Origin of the sequence: Streptomyces filipinensis (assembly GCF_014649495.1) — a bacterium.
Taxonomy (GTDB): Bacteria; Actinomycetota; Actinomycetes; order Streptomycetales; family Streptomycetaceae; genus Streptomyces; species Streptomyces filipinensis.
The window spans coordinates 23,860-38,167 of sequence record NZ_BMTD01000035.1 but is presented as its reverse complement, the minus strand read 5'-3'; the positions used below and the strand labels follow the sequence as shown (position 1 = coordinate 38,167).

Here is a 14,308-nt window from a genome sequence, read left to right as displayed (position 1 = left end):
TCGTCGGGTTCGCCGCTCACCGGTTTGCTCACCACTGCCTAACGTTCACAGCTGGGTCCAGCCACGGGGTTCGGCGTCACCGGCCAGTGGGGTCCAGACGGTGGCCTGCGGTCCGTGCTCCTCGATGTCTTCGAGGACGGCGGCGCCGAGGGGGACGTGGGCGGCGAGTCGGGTGACAAGGTCGTGGTCGGCGGTCATGCTGCGCAGGTCCTGGATCCGGGCGGCGAGCGTGGTGCGGGAGGCGCCGGTGAGGACGAACAGGATCCGGGGAAACCGCGGGTAGAGACGCTGCCAGGCGAGCAGGGAGCCCTGGTCGGCGACGGTGCCCCGGCGCCCAGGCGACTGGGGGGTGTAGTCGTGGAAGCGGGCGTAGCTGATGAGCTTGCGGGCCAGGCGCTCGCTGCTCATGGTGGTGCGGTCGATCTCCACGAAGGCCCGGTACTGCAGGCGCCGGGGGCTGGTGGCGGTGTAGTGGAAGACGGCGTCGGCGATGAGCCGGTCCTCGCCTCCCGTGTCGGGGAGGCGGTGGGTGACCTCGGGCATCCAGTCCAGGGGCTCGTACTCGTCGCCGCGGGCGCGGGCGTCGGCGAGGAAGGCGAGGTGGGCGCGGACGCCGGTGAGAGTGTGTGCGGCACGCAGTGAGGCGGCGGCCGCCGAGACGATGGGCGTGGCGGTGCGTCCGCGCAGCTCAGGCCAGTCCGTGACCATCGCAGTACCGTCCGGGGTGAGGAAATGCGCTTGGAGGCGGCTGCTGGATCCCAGGGTGGTGTGGTTGATCAGGCCCTGCTCGCGGAGCGGTACGAGGATGCGGTGGATCCTGCGTGCGGCAGAGCGGGGAGTGAGCATCTGGTGGAGCTGGGTGGTGGTCAGCAGCCGGTGCTGAGCGAGCAGGGCAAGGGCCCGGTGCGCGTGGGTGTCTTCGGTGGAGGGCTTGATCGTGGTCTCGGTGGTCATGCGTACGGCTCTCCTGTGGTCTTGCGGTCGGTCGGTGTGCTGCCGGTGAGGTAGGCGCGGACGGCGTCCTCCTGGGCGAGGGCGAGCGCGGTCCGTTCCCTGAGAGGCAGCGCTGAGGTGGCGGTGTGTGCGGCTTTGCGCAGCGCCCCGATGTGAGCCGGCCGCGCGCGGTCGCCGAATACTTCACGCAGCTCGGGGCCCCGGACCGGGACGGGTCCGACCCGCCTGCCGGCGACGGTGAAGCTGGCGTAGTGCCGCCACCTGGGCAGTGAAGCGATGTCGCGGGGGGTGACCGTGTCCGGCCACTGGGAGGTGATCTGCGTGATGGCCTCCACGGACCCGGCCGTCGTGGACAGGCAGGAGGCGTTCTGCATCAGGGCGGCGCGGGTGGAGGGGCTGAGGCGGTGCATGAGCTGCGTCATGCCGTGCATCCGGCAGCCGAACTTGCGCAGCTGCTCGGTGATCTGGGCGAGGACGTCCGATTCGCCGTGGTCGAGGGAGATCATCTCGTCCAGGTAGAAACGGAATGGCCGCCGCCGCTTCTCGGGCAGGTCGCGGCGGGAGAGCCCGGCGCGCAGGAAGTCGTGGACGATCAGGGAGATGAGCAGCGAGTTGGTGGGCCCGGTACCGGGCGGGCAGATCCACAGCACCTGGCCCTCGTCCATGGCCCGGCGGATGTCGTAAGCGCTGACCGGGCATCCGAGGAAGGCCCGGATCACCGGATTCGCGCCGAGCCGCTCAAGCGGGTTGAGGACCGTCGCCAGCGCATCACGGGGAAGGTCGGGGAAGCTCCCGGTCCACCACTTCCTCGCTTCTGCGTCCAGTGCGGCCACCACGAGTTGGCGGAAGGCCGGGTCGGTGAGCAGCGCCCGGACTTGGAAGACCGTGGCCTGCCGCTTGGGCTGTCGGGCGGCGACGGCCGCTGTGTTGACGGCGACGAGAGCCTCGATCGCCTTCGTCATGATGGTGAGCGCGCGGGGCGCGGTGATGTCTCCCCAGCCCAGCGCCCCGGCGAAGGCCCCGACGACCGCGGAGGTCACCTCGTGCGGCGGCTGCTGGGCACTCATGTCCAGCAGGTTCCAGCAGGACAGGAGGTCCGTGTCGGCGCGGATGGTCAGGTCGAACAGTGCCACCCGGTCGATGAGGTTGCCGTGGGCGAGGTAGCGGGCGACGTCGGCGAAGGAGTCGCCGTGCGGGTCCACGAACGCGAGCCCCCGCCCGTTGTGGGCGCTGGCGACGGCGTGGACCTGGGCGCGCATGGTCTTGCCCCATCCGGCTTTGCCGGACTGGATCTCGAAGAGGGTGTCGTCCTCGTGGGTGGCCAGTAGCCGCTCGCGGCCGTCGGGCCCCCGGTGCCAGCCCTGGGGCAGCAGGTCCGCACCGGGTTCATAGGTCGGCATGTCGCTTTCCAGCAGGCTCACCCGCGCGGTGACGGTGGGCGGCTTCAGGAGTCCCGCCAGCTCATCGATATGAGCCCACCCCCTTCGCGCCGGGCGCAGCAGACCGCTCGCCCACCGGGCATCGAAGCGTTCGCGCCACGGCCACCGGTCGGGGCCGATCCGCAGCGGGCCCAGCGCCCATCCCTGCCCGGCCAGCCGGGACGCTCCCGCGTACACGTCCATGGCCGCCCCGATCCGGGCCAGACGCTGCTCCGCCCGCCCGGCCGCATCGGACGCGCACCGCACCAGGACCTGCACACGCACCAGCCCGGGGGAGTGGGCGAGCTTGCCGAGGACTGCGTCGCGGTCGACGCGCTGAGGCTGAGGCGACATCACCATCTGGCCCCGGGGCGTGCCGCGCCATTCGGCCGGGTCCAGGAGCCGGCCCACGGAGGCGGGCAGACTCTCGGCGGGCTGACGGACGAGCCAGCGCGCTTCGCGCTGCGCCTCGCGGCGGGACTTCTCCCGGGCCCGCTGCACGGTGTGGAAGCGGTACGCGGCAAGTCGCCAGCGTGAGGCGGGGGCCAGGTCGACGCACACCTCGGCGAGGTCGCCCAGCTCGGCGTTCAGGTCGGCGACCGCATCGAGCAGCGGCTGGAGCGGATCGGGGTCCAGTGGGACCTCGCGCAGACGTGACCCGGGTTCTCCGTGCAGGGTCAGCACCGCCCGCACCGTGTGCTCGCGCCGTTTGTCGGCGACCGGATTAGCGGCCTTGACCTGGACGCGGGCCCCGTAGGGGGTCTGGGCGAGCAGCGCGCGGGCGGAGGAGGGGGCTTCGATGCGGTAGGCGAGGGACCTGTGGCCGTCGGCGCGCAGCCGCAGCCGCAGAGTCCGGGCCCGCCGCGGCGTCCACCACGGGCCGGAGCCGGCGGCGCGGACCAGCTGCATGCCCTGCCGCCAGATCTGCTCCGCATTCGGATCGAACTGGGCGGTGGGGACGAGTTCCATGTATGTGCGCCGGCTGAGGGCCTCGGCGGCCAGGCGCTGTTGCAGGGCCTCCCAGCCGGCCAGCGCTGCGGCCGCGATCAGTGCAAGCCACCAGAGGTTGACCAGCGTCCAGTCGGTGACGGCCGCGAGGGGGTCCAGAAGGTCAGCGCCTGGGCTGAGGGCCCCGGAGGCCGTCAGGTGGTGCGTTTCCATGATCCTTCTCCGTTCTGGGTGAAGTGGACGGCGGCGGGGCGGCCGTCGAGGAGGGTCCCGGCTCGGTCGGCGCCCTCCCAGACCAGCCGGACCACCGCGCGGGAGGGGGCGCCGTCCTGGCGGGCGGTGGCGGCCTGGATGCGGACCTGGCTGTAGCTGGAGGTCTCGGCCAGCCAGGCCGTACGGCCGAGTTCGAGCAGCAGCCGTTCGTCGGCGGCCGGGAGGTCCGGGCTGCTGGCCTGGTCGAGGGCCTGCTGGATGAGCGGGTCGGCCGCGGGTCCGGATCCGGGCGGCGGCAGCTGCTGAAAGCGAGGGGCTGGGCCGCCGTTCGGCGCGCTGCCGGACGACGTCGGCACGTGGGCTGACGGCGAGGCCGCGGTGTCTGTTCCGGCCTGCGCTACTGGCGGGGTGGGCGGTGAGGCAGGCGAACGTGCGGGCGACAGCAGTGGTGCCGGGTGCGGGCTCCGGACCGGCATCGCCGCGGGCGGGGTCTGGGCGGACGGGGGAGTTCCAGCGCTGTGCAGTCCCGTGTAGAGCAGGAAGGCTCCGGTGGCGGTGAGGACGGCGGCGGTGGTGATCAGGCGCCCGCCTGTCCAGGGGGCGGTGGTCACAGGAGCCGTGCCCCTCCCGCGTAGTCGGGCATCGCGGTCACCGGGTCGATCCGCACCTGTGTGCCCGGCTTGGGTGCGTTGATCATCTTTCCGTCGCCAAGGTAGATCCCGACGTGGTGGATGGTGGAGTCGGATGTGGGGCTGTAGCCGTAGAAGATGAGGTCGCCGGGGACCAGGGCGCCGAAGCCAGCTGAGGCAGGGATCCGGCGTCCGGCACTCGCCTGCTCGGCCGCGGTGCGGGGGAGGTTGATGCCGGCCTTGGCGTAGGCGTACTGGGTCAGACCGGAGCAGTCGAAGCCGCTGACGGTGCTGCCGTCCTGCCCGCGGGGGGAGCAGCAGATCCCGGTGGTCGGGCCGGAGGGGCCGCCGCCACCCCAGGAGTAGGGCTGCCCCTGCTGGGCGAGGGCGGCCTGGATGACCGCGCCGATATTTCCGGACGGCAGGGCGGGGACGCGGCCGAGGGCGTCGTAGCGGTCGATCCCTGACATGACGTCGTCCACGTACGCCCAGGACAGGTTGTAGGTGTGGATCGCGGCGCGGAGCTGGTCGCGGTCGCCCAGGTCGCGGCCGTTGCCGCACAGGTAGACGGCCGCCGCCAGAGCGGCGTCGTCCACGTTGTGCGGGCTGACGGCCCCGTCCCCGTTCCCGTCTTTGCCGTAGGCGCGGAAGGTCTCGGGCAGGAACTGGAACGGGCCGACGGCCCGCTCGTATTCGCTGTCGTTGTCCCAGGCGCCGCCGTCGGTGTCACGGATGGCGGTGGTGTTGCCGCCGGCCCCGGAGCCGTCCAGGCGCGGGCCCACGATGACCGGCTGGATGTCCCCGCCCGCGCCGACCAGGTGACCGGAGGCGTGGTCGGATTCGACGCGGGCGATCCCGGCGAGGATCTGCCAGCGCATGCCCTTGCACCCGCTGACGTACCGGGTGACCTGGGCGGCGCCGGTGAGATAGCCCGCGAGCATCCGCTCAGGGATCCCGGCCGCCGCCGCGCTGACCGTGCCGCCGCCACCGTTGCGGTTCTTGGCCGTGGCGGCGGCGAGCAGGACGGGGCCGGTGCAGCACACGGCCGCCGCTGCCAGCAGCACGCCCAGACATCCCAGCTTCTTCCACCTCTTCACTGGCCGCCGTCCTCACGTGGGTGGCGTCCGGCAGCACGCGGGGCCTGCAGGAGGGCCAGCAGCCGGTCCCGGTCCGTCGAGGCCGGGCCGTGGCTTTCGCCCCGTGCACCGGCCAGGCGGGGCCGGCCCGGTGACTCCTGACGGCGGCCTGAAGGCAGGTCAGACGCGCGGGCAAGTGCCGCGCCGGCCGATGCGGCTGTGTCCAGACGGCTGATCGTGGTGCGCGGCCCGCCTGCGCGGCCGCCGCTGTCGAGCGGAGCGGCGTGGATGGCCGCCGCGATGGCGGCGTCACGGACGGAACCCATGGGGTCGTGGACCTGCCACGCGGTGGCGAGGACCTGCCCGGTGTGGTCAACGCGGTCACGGACCGCGCGTCCGCCGTCCGCCCACCGCCCGCCATCCTCACGGACCTGGAGAGAAGCCACCCGCAGCTGTGTCCGGGCGTCCTCGGTGAACCGCGATGCCGCACCGTGGGCACGGCCGATGTTGCGGGGCAGACCCAGGGTCGCGCCGTAGGCGAGGCGGGCGCTGCGGGAGGCAATGCGGTAGCCGCGCAGCCGGGAGGCACGGGCGTGGACGCGTGATCCGAGCAGAGGAGGGTCGGTGTCGGGAGCGTGGAGAACCTCACCGGTCCACTGGTCCACCACCATGGCGCCCCCGGCCCCCGGCCGGTTGCCTCCGTGCCAGCCGTTTGCCGCGTGGTGCAGCCGTGCGGCCGCGGGGTGCCTGCCGGGCCTGGGGCCGATCAGAGCGGTGTGCGCGCCGCGCAGCGCCATGTGCGTGCCGCGCAGTGCCATCGCCAGCGGGGCGATCCCGCGCCGGCCCTCGGCCAGAGCGTCACCGAGCAGCCGGCCCGACGCCATCGGCATCCCGCTGCCGTCCGCGAGCGACGCGAGGCTGCCCAGGGACCGCAGCCGCGCCCCGAACGCGCTGTGCGCGGCCGACGGCCCCCCGTAGCGTCCCAGACCGCCACCGCCGCCACCGGCAGGGCCGTTCATGGCGAGGGCGGCGCCGAGTTCGGAGCTGTCGCCGCGCAGGTGGGTGCCTCCGATTTTTGAGTACCGCATCCGGGTCGCCATGCGCTGCCCGAAACTGGCGGTCGCGGCCAGGATCCGGCGGTGCATGATCAGAAACGCCACGGCGAGGGCGTCGACGAGCAGCAGCCGTTCCACGATCAGGTCGGGCCCGCTGTCGGACAGCAGGGCATCCACGCCGATCCCGAAGAGCGGCAGAGCCATCGCGGCCATGAAGGAGACCAGGGCGGAGACGACGAAAACTCCAAGCCACCGCCACAGCACCATCCGGGAGGGCCCGGGAAGCATCGCCCACACCCAGGCGACGGGGCCTGCCGCAGCGGTCGCGGCATCCGATGCCTGCGCACCGAGCATCACCACCGCCATCGAGACGATCATCAGGGTGACGACGATGACAGCGACGAGCAGGGCAATGACCGACCACACCCGGTCCCAGGAAGGCTTCACCGCATACGCGGCGCAGGCCGATCCGACCGGCCCTGCCTTGTCCAGCTCCTTCACCAGCGTCGAGAACGCCGAGTCCTTGTCGGCTCTGCCGGTTCCGGTGCCGTTCTCGCAGTAGTCACGGGCGGGCCCGTCCAGCTTCCCGCAAGGGTTGGCCTGGCTCTCGGCCCCCTGGCGCTCACACGTCTCCTTGGCCGCCCCGAACAGCAGCTTGCAGTCCGCATTGGCCGCCTGGCCGCCGGATTCGGCGACGCTGCGCTCGCACTCCTGCTTGAGCGGCCCGACCACCCCCTCGCACTTCGAGAGATCGGCGCTGCTCCGCTTCTGCGCGTCCTGACCGCTCTTGACCCACTTCACGTGAGCCTTGTAGGCGGCGGCGTCGCCAGGGTTCTCCTTCGGGTCGAGGATCCGGCCGTACTGGAGCAGCATGTAGGGCTTGACGACCAGGGCGTCGGTGAGCGCGTTCTGGATCGGCCCGGTCACGGTCTTTGCCTCGGCCCGCTCCTTCACACACGCCTCGTGGGCCGGGCCGACCGCACTGTCGCACGGGCGCGCCCCCCGGGCGGGGGTGTCGAAGTAGGAGCTGGTGGTGATGGCCGCGACCTCGATGGCGGCCTGGTGCGTCTGGGCGAGGGGCCCGTCCCTTCCCAGCAGGTAGTCGGGCCTGATGAGCGCGCTGGTGGCCAAGGCCGCGATGACCAGGGTCATCACGATCTCTCCGAGCCCCGTGCCGACTTTGCCGCGCACAAACAGGATCAGCCCGAACACGAAGGCCCACGCCAGCAGCAGCTCGGTGAGCCCGAGCGCGCCCACGACATGCCGCTCGTACGCGTCGGCGAGACGCTGCGCCGGATTCGTCAGCAGGGTCAGCAAGGGGAACTTGAACACGAAGTCGAGCAGCCAGCAGCACAGCCCGACCAGCAGCCGCACCAGAGTGAAGAGGCCGGACAGCACCAGGCGCTGGGTCTGTCCCGCCACATCAAGGTCCGGCACCCCGCCGTTCTCGATCAGCTTGACCGCCGGAACCCCCTCCGGCGCGCCGGCCACGGCCTCCAGCTGGTAGCCGCTGAGCAGCGCACCCTCACGGGTGTGGATGTCCAGCGGGCTCAGCAGCCCGCCGCCCGAGGCATCGCCCCCGTCGGCTGCGGCCGCGACCGCGGTGTTCGTCACCAGGAACACGACGGTGAGCAGCGCGACGAACCCGGCGGCCCGCACCGTCCCCCGGTCGACGGGGAAGCAGCCCCTCACAGCCGCCGCCCCGCGCTGCTCACAAGCCCGATCGCAGCTGAGACCGCGAGGGCGGAGAACAGCAGCAGTGCGGTGCGGGGGTTGAGACCGGCAGGCCAGACGGAGGCCTGCGAGGCCGGTCCCGGCATACGGCTCATGCCGCAGTAGGCGGCGGTAGGCCCTGCCGTCAGGTGGCAGTCCTGGCCCGCGCCCTCTTCGAACGGTGCAGCAGCTGCGGGCGTCGGGCGGGTGTGGGGCATGGCCCAGGCGCCGACGGTGCACGTGATCAGGAGCAGCGCGACGGCGGCGACGAGCAGTCGCCGCACACCGGCGGTGGTGGTGGTTCGGATCACGAGGTCCCCCTGTCGGCCGGGGCGTGTGCCGTCCGGCCGGGTGTAGTGAAGATCGATTCCTTGAGGCGGGGCACGGGCGGGACGACGACCTTGATCCGGCCGACCTGCATCCGCGGATCACGCAGGAACATCTCGCCCTCGCGGCCGCTCTGGCCCACGGGGGACAGGCCGGTGGTGACCATCCGTACGAGGTCCTCGTCATCGCCGTCCAGGCCGATGAAGTGCAGCCCCTTTGCGGCGCGGGCACGGTCGCTGGTGCGGGCGAGGAACCGGTAGGCGATCAGTGCCGCGTCGGCTCCGAGTTCGGCCTCGTCATGGGCGCCGAGAAAGCAGCCGGCGCCGTGCTTGCGGCCGTCGTGAAGGATCTCGTGGACCAGCGCGGAGCCCTCCGCGGAGGAGGTCAGCCAGTACACCTCGTCCATCGAGACCAGGCAGAACCTGTCAGGCTCGGTGAAAGCGGCCTGGCGGGCGATCGCGGCGATCAGATACAGCACAGCCCGCCCGATCAAAGCCTCCAGAGGCTGCTGGCGCAGCACCTCGGCGTCGGCGAACGCCTCCTTCGGCGGCAGGGTCAGGCCGGTGGTGGTGACCACCACCAGGTCCGCGCCCAGGTCCCCGTCCAGCGTGACCGGTGGCAGGTCCGCATCGAAGACCATCGCCGCCAGAGGGTTGCCGCGCACGATCCGCAGCAGGTCAGCCATCGTCGCTGCCGCGTCCGACCGGGTCGCGGTACCGGTCTCGGCGAGGCCGGCGAGGACGTCCAAGACCTTGCCCATGGACGGATCCGGGCCCGCGCACACCTCCTGGACCGCGTGATGCAGTACCGCCCCGGACGCGGTCATCGCCCCCACACCCAGCTGCAACGTCAGGTACGACAGGGCGTAGTGCGCGCCCACGGCCCCGCCGAACACGCGCAGCGGGTCGATGGACACCTCGGCGCGGGCGGCATCGATCACCTCGCACCGCTCGCCCATCGCGGCCCGCCCGAAGCTTGCCCACTCCCGGATCGGCGTCCGGTCGATGACGATCGACCGTCCGCCCTGGTCCACGACCGCCGCGGTGACGAGTTTCTCCAGCACGCTTTTCCCTGCGCCGAGATCCCCGACCACAGCCAGCGACGCGGACGCGTTCACCTGCGGCGCGTCGGCCGGGTTCAGCAGGACGGGGCGGATGGTGCCGCTGTCCAGGTCGTGACCGACCATCATCCCGCCCGGGTCCCCCACCCCCGACAAGGTGAACGCCCCCGCGGCGGCCCAGTCCTCCGACAGCTGGTGCTGGGTGAACTGGCCCAGTTTCGCCGGACGGACAGTACCGGGCAGGGACAGGGCGAACAGGTCTTCCTGCATGCCGTAGGGGCGCTCCACCCGGTAGTCGCCCCCCGACAGAGCCGCAGACAGCTCCCGCGCCCGCGCATCACACGTGGCCGTGTCGGGCCCCCATACGGACAGCACCGTCACCGACTGGACCTCGACCTCCACCGACGTCCGCGCCATCCGCGCGTCCTGCTCGGCAAGATCCCCCGCCGCCTCAGGAAGGGAATGCGGCATTCCGGTCGGCTGTGCCCCGTACTGTCCGGCCTGGTCCAGGAGTTCGCGCTTCTTGCGCTGGACCTGGGCCCGGGCCTTCTTCGCCGGGACGATCCGCAGATCCACACACACGTCGACCGGAAAGTGCAGCTGCTCCAGCTGCGCGAGGACATCCGCGCTGTCGACCGCCACGGCGGGCGGAAGCTCGGCGAGCACGAGGTGGGACTGGTAGCCGGTCCCGGCCTCGGATTCGACCTGCAGCCACCGGCGGCCCAGAGGGGAGGCGGTGCCGGCCTTGCGCCACCACGGCCGATCGGAGGCCGTCGCCTTGCCCGGGATACGGGTGTCCTGCCCGCCTTCGGCGAGACGGATCTGCCCCAGATCCGCGTACGAGGGGGAGGAGAGCCGGCCCGCGTGGACGCGGCTGCCATAGAGCGGGCTGTGCTCGGCGTCCGACAGCAGCGGCTCCTGCGCGAGGCCGCGATGGACGGCGTGCTGCACCATCCACACGATTTCCGCCGGGGACGCGGGCCGCAGCCCGAGCCCGCCACCCAATGAGGTCTGGATCCGCTCGGCCTCCGCGAACGCAGCCTTCAGCTCCGCCTCGGGCACCGGTACCGGCGGAAGGTCGAGTGCGGCGGACAGCTCTCCGTACAGGGCGTTCAGGGAAGCGGTCGCAGCACCCGTCCGGCCCGGGAGGGGCACGGCCAGCCACAGGGTCCGCTCATGCATTTCCTGGTCGGCCAGCAGGTCCACCGCCGCCGCGCAGGTTTCCGCCCAGGCGGGCAGGCGCTGCCAGTCCAGGCCGGACACCATCCGCTCGGCGATCTCGCCCGGGTCGGTACGCGCCCCCAGGACGAACAGCCTCGGCTCCATCGCAGGCATCGACCGCACCAGGGAAGTGACCCGGTCCAGCAGGTCCTGGCGCACCCGGGCGGGAAGATAGCCGCCCGCCAGCGGCGTCACCCGCCACACCGCCCAGACACGGGAGGAAGCCGACCACAGCAGATGACCGGCAACATGCCGGAACGGAGGAGTCCGCATCACGCCGCCCTCCTGCCGGAGCCCGCCAGGAGCGAGTCCAAGCCCGACCCCGCCGCCGCACGCCCCGACACGGCGGGCAGCCGTACGACGGCTCCGCCCGCTCCGGCCGACCCGCTCACCCGGCGCGCAGCGTCCGAAGGGGCCGCGGGCAGCACCGAGCCGGAGGCAGTCTGGATGACGAACCTGCCGCGCAGGCTGCAGGACCGGCGCTCACGGGCGATGCGCCCACCGATCCGCCCCGCCGGATGCCGCAGCAGCAGCACCACCACACCGGCCACCGCCGTGAACGGGTTCTGACCGGCGATCTGCGCACCACGCACCGCCCACACCGCCACCAGCCACAGCACAACCGGCACCGGCCCGGCCCACGACCACCAGTCGTAGCCCTTGACCAGTGCGAACGCCCCACCACCGAGCACAACCAGCTGCGCGGGCGTGTACGGGCCGAACGGCACCATCCAGTCACCGAGCTTGCCCAGCACCCACGGGTGGCGGCGCGCACCGGTGTAGACACGCGCGACCCGAGGACGCGCCGCCGCGCTCACAGGACCTGCCCGTCCGTCGGAGCCTGCGGGTTGAGGGGAGCGGACCCGGTCGAGGGACTCTTGATCTTCTCGGAGAAGAGTCCGGCCAGGCTGTCGCGGGCGTTGTAGATGCCCAGCGCGAGAGCCATGGCGAGCAGCGCCCCGATGCCGGCCTTGAGGGAGAACTGGCGGCAGATGACGACCAAGACGATCACTACGAGAGCGACCTTGAGGCCGCGGTCGGCCCACTTGCCCAGCATGTCGAAGATGCCGTTGCCGAGGTCGTCAAGCTGACTCGCGAGAAACATGCTCATCGGGTACCTCCTGAGGTGGCGGTGGACGGGTCGGTGGGGGATGCGGCGCCGGCCGACGCCGGGGCGGGCGATCCGGTGTCCAGGGCGCTGATCTCCCAGCGGCCGGCGCGGGCCGTCACGGCCAGGCGGTACTCCAGCGGCCACCGCGTACCGGCCGCGTCCGATCCCTCGACGCGGACGCGGACGCGCGCCCGGCTCCCGTCGCCCGGTACGGCCGTCCCGGCCGCGGCGTCCGTGTCAGCCGCGACGTCCTTGACCTCAACCCGCGTGTAGACGGCTGCCGTCGGCGCAGACAGGCGCACCCCGGGCGACAAGTACCGCTCCACGCCCGCACCCTGCCCGCCGGGACCGGCGAGGTAGGTCCGCAGGAACTCGGTCAGGGAGACAGCCAGGGGACCCGTGGAAGGGACGGCGCGGCCGAAGACGGACGGGCCGGTCTGGGCTGCCTCAGGGGCGGCAACCTCAGCGGGCGAACCGGTGACGACCAGCGGCCCGCCGTCCTGGCCTCCAGTGCCGTTGACGGCGAAGTACCGCGCCGCGGGCTGCACGACCGCCTGGTCCGAGCCGCCACCCGGCGACGGCGCGCGCCGCTCGTCGGTGACGGCGGCGACGGTCACCGTCCAGCCACCGCTTCCCGGCATGACGACCGTGCGCAGCGGAGTTACCCGCACCGCCGCCGGGCTGCCGGCCTCACGGGAACGGGATGGGAGTTCGGCCTGCGGGGCCATCCTCCGCACCTCCGCTGCCACCGGTCCGTCGGGGGCGGAGGCGTCGGCGCGCAGCCACAGCTCCACGAAGTGGGCGGCCGTCCCCGAGGGGTCAGCCTGTACACGGCTGCTGCTAGGTGCCGGGGCCGGAGCTGCCTGGGCAGCACTGCCAGCCGGGGCTGCCAGAGCGACGGCCAGCGCGAGGGGGCCGGCCGCGAGCGCGGTCCAGACGCCCATCCTGGCCAGCCGCGGCCCGTAAGAGACGGGTCGGCTGACGGGGACGGTCTCCGGCCGCGAAGCCCGCAGCGGCTGCGAGACCGCGCGCTTGCGGGCGGGCCGCTCCCGTCCAGGGGGGAGAGTACGACGAGGGGTCATGGGGGCGCCTTCCGAGGTGGGGATGCTTGCTCCCACACAACTGCGGCCGCTTCACCGCTTCGCTCACCACGGCAACCCCCGCTCCGTCACGGCTGGACCACAGCCGTTGTGGTGAGTCCCCGGTGACTCACCACCACCTCCCCACCGCAGGTCACAGCCTCAAAGACGCTGAACTCACCGGCTTAGTGAAAACTCACCACCCACGAACTCACCGCATCTCGAACATCCACCGTCGACTGTTCTTCGTGTCCCTCGTGCGGAGTGCCTTCCGGCCGGGCCCGTGCCGTCTGGCCTCTGTCCGGCCTTGACTGGGCATGAACACCACGCACACCCTGCTGGCCGTCGCAGCCGCTCTCGCTGTTGCCACACCCCCGACTGCATCCCCGGCCGCCGCGCTCAGCTACCGCTGCTCGACGAGCACACAGACGATCGACGACGCCGGATACAGCGGCCCTGCCCCCGACAACTGGGACATCCGGATCCAGGTGTGCGCGGCGCGCTCCGGAGCCACCGTCTACGCCTACGCCGACATCAGCTGGGACGGGCCCGCCTTCTACGCCAGCAAGGACGCAACGATCTTCGACGGAGCCAAGATCCGGCTCCAGATCATGCAGTCACGGCAGGGCACCGATCCCGTAGTTGCCGAGCGCGACTTCGAGATCAAAGACCGGCTGGAGAAGGCGACATCCGGCGGGGACCGTGATGGGACCTACCGCACGCCGACGATCAGCCACCGGGCCGGGAGCGGCGCGTACGGGAACGGGGTCTTGTATCTCGACTGGCACAAGGACGGCCGCGGCTACCAGGGCCACGACTACAAGGGCTCGCCGACCGTCTGACGTTCCCTGTGGGTGGCTCCACAACGATGAAGGCGGTCGCCCAGGACTTCGGGTGACCGCCGTCATCGTCAGCGTGCCGTTGGCGGCTGCCAGAGATATCGGACATCCGGCTCGCGCTCGGCTGCGGGGAGGGTGCGGAGCATGACCCGGTAGACCGGGGCCTCGGGCCATGGACGGGACATGCCAACGAGGTTGTAGCCGAGGTGTTCGTACCACGCGGCGGCCGGCGCCTCCGGCCGCACGGCCAGGGTGACGCGGCTGGCGTCGACCCGGTCCAGGAGCAGGTTGTGCAGGGTGCCGCCGATGCGGTGGCCGCGCCGGTCGGCGCGGACGGCGAGCTCCATCACCACGAAGGTGCGGTGGCCGTCCTCGCGGGTGAAGTCGGGGGGCAGGTTCGTGTCGATGAGACCGTTCCACCACGTGGTGGTGGAGGACAGCGGCAGTCCGTAGGCGAATCCGGTGAGGGCGCCGTCGTCGTCGTGGGCCAGGGCGAGGCGGAAGCCGGGGGTGCGGTGTTCGCGCTGGTAGCGGTCCAGGAAGTCGGCAACGTCGCGAGGGCCCTCAAGGTAGGGAGGTTCGGCGAATACCGTCTCGTAGAGCGCAGCGAGGTCATCGAGGGCGCCGGCGGCTGCGGTGGTGTCGGTGGTCAGTGTGTACTGCAT

At 72.0% G+C, this 14,308-nt stretch carries 12 protein-coding genes; 1 reads left to right on the top strand and 11 read right to left on the bottom strand.

Translation table 11 applies throughout. From position 1 onward, the window contains the following. Positions 1–45: 45 nt before the first annotated feature. The 10 genes from IE244_RS40265 to IE244_RS40220 are packed head-to-tail and all read right to left on the bottom strand — an operon-like array spanning position 46 to position 12,669. Positions 46–954 (bottom strand): replication-relaxation family protein, encoded by a 909-nt coding sequence (locus tag IE244_RS40265; RefSeq protein WP_191878533.1) that lies wholly within the window; start codon positions 952–954, stop codon positions 46–48. Beyond that, positions 951–3,533, bottom strand: coding sequence for a type IV secretory system conjugative DNA transfer family protein (locus tag IE244_RS40260; protein ID WP_191878532.1), 2,583 nt, complete (start codon positions 3,531–3,533; stop codon positions 951–953). Before IE244_RS40260 ends, IE244_RS40265 begins: the two co-directional genes overlap by 4 nt. After that, complete coding sequence (locus IE244_RS42600; RefSeq protein WP_229854839.1) at positions 3,515–4,144, bottom strand: hypothetical protein; 630 nt, start codon at positions 4,142–4,144, stop codon at positions 3,515–3,517. The genes IE244_RS40260 and IE244_RS42600 overlap by 19 nt, the downstream gene beginning before the upstream one ends. Beyond that, on the bottom strand, positions 4,141–5,259 hold the full coding sequence (locus IE244_RS40250; RefSeq protein WP_229854837.1) for a C40 family peptidase: 1,119 nt from the start codon (positions 5,257–5,259) through the stop codon (positions 4,141–4,143). Before IE244_RS40250 ends, IE244_RS42600 begins: the two co-directional genes overlap by 4 nt. Then, positions 5,256–7,985: a hypothetical protein gene (locus tag IE244_RS40245; RefSeq protein ID WP_191878531.1), complete on the bottom strand. Its 2,730-nt coding sequence runs from the start codon at positions 7,983–7,985 to the stop codon at positions 5,256–5,258. Before IE244_RS40245 ends, IE244_RS40250 begins: the two co-directional genes overlap by 4 nt. Beyond that, positions 7,982–8,317, bottom strand: coding sequence for a hypothetical protein (locus tag IE244_RS40240; protein ID WP_191878530.1), 336 nt, complete (start codon positions 8,315–8,317; stop codon positions 7,982–7,984). The genes IE244_RS40245 and IE244_RS40240 overlap by 4 nt, the downstream gene beginning before the upstream one ends. Further along, entirely contained in the window at positions 8,314–10,887 is a 2,574-nt protein-coding gene (locus tag IE244_RS40235; protein ID WP_191878529.1) for an ATP-binding protein, read from the bottom strand. Before IE244_RS40235 ends, IE244_RS40240 begins: the two co-directional genes overlap by 4 nt. Next, on the bottom strand, positions 10,887–11,432 hold the full coding sequence (locus IE244_RS40230; protein WP_191878528.1) for a hypothetical protein: 546 nt from the start codon (positions 11,430–11,432) through the stop codon (positions 10,887–10,889). Before IE244_RS40230 ends, IE244_RS40235 begins: the two co-directional genes overlap by 1 nt. Then, the gene (locus IE244_RS40225) at positions 11,429–11,725 is read right to left on the bottom strand and encodes a hypothetical protein (RefSeq protein WP_191878527.1); all 297 of its coding nucleotides are present in this window, start codon (positions 11,723–11,725) and stop codon (positions 11,429–11,431) included. The genes IE244_RS40230 and IE244_RS40225 overlap by 4 nt, the downstream gene beginning before the upstream one ends. Beyond that, the gene (locus IE244_RS40220; RefSeq protein WP_191878526.1) at positions 11,722–12,669 is read right to left on the bottom strand and encodes a conjugal transfer protein; all 948 of its coding nucleotides are present in this window, start codon (positions 12,667–12,669) and stop codon (positions 11,722–11,724) included. The genes IE244_RS40225 and IE244_RS40220 overlap by 4 nt, the downstream gene beginning before the upstream one ends. Positions 12,670–13,121: 452 nt before the next feature. Here IE244_RS40220 and IE244_RS40215 point away from each other — a divergent pair, with 452 nt between their 5' ends. Then, the gene (locus IE244_RS40215) at positions 13,122–13,646 is read left to right on the top strand and encodes a hypothetical protein (RefSeq protein WP_191878525.1); all 525 of its coding nucleotides are present in this window, start codon (positions 13,122–13,124) and stop codon (positions 13,644–13,646) included. A gap of 68 nt (positions 13,647–13,714) precedes the next feature. On the opposite strand, the gene IE244_RS40210 is transcribed toward IE244_RS40215, so the two are convergent. Further along, positions 13,715–14,308: a GNAT family N-acetyltransferase gene (locus IE244_RS40210; protein ID WP_191878524.1), complete on the bottom strand. Its 594-nt coding sequence runs from the start codon at positions 14,306–14,308 to the stop codon at positions 13,715–13,717.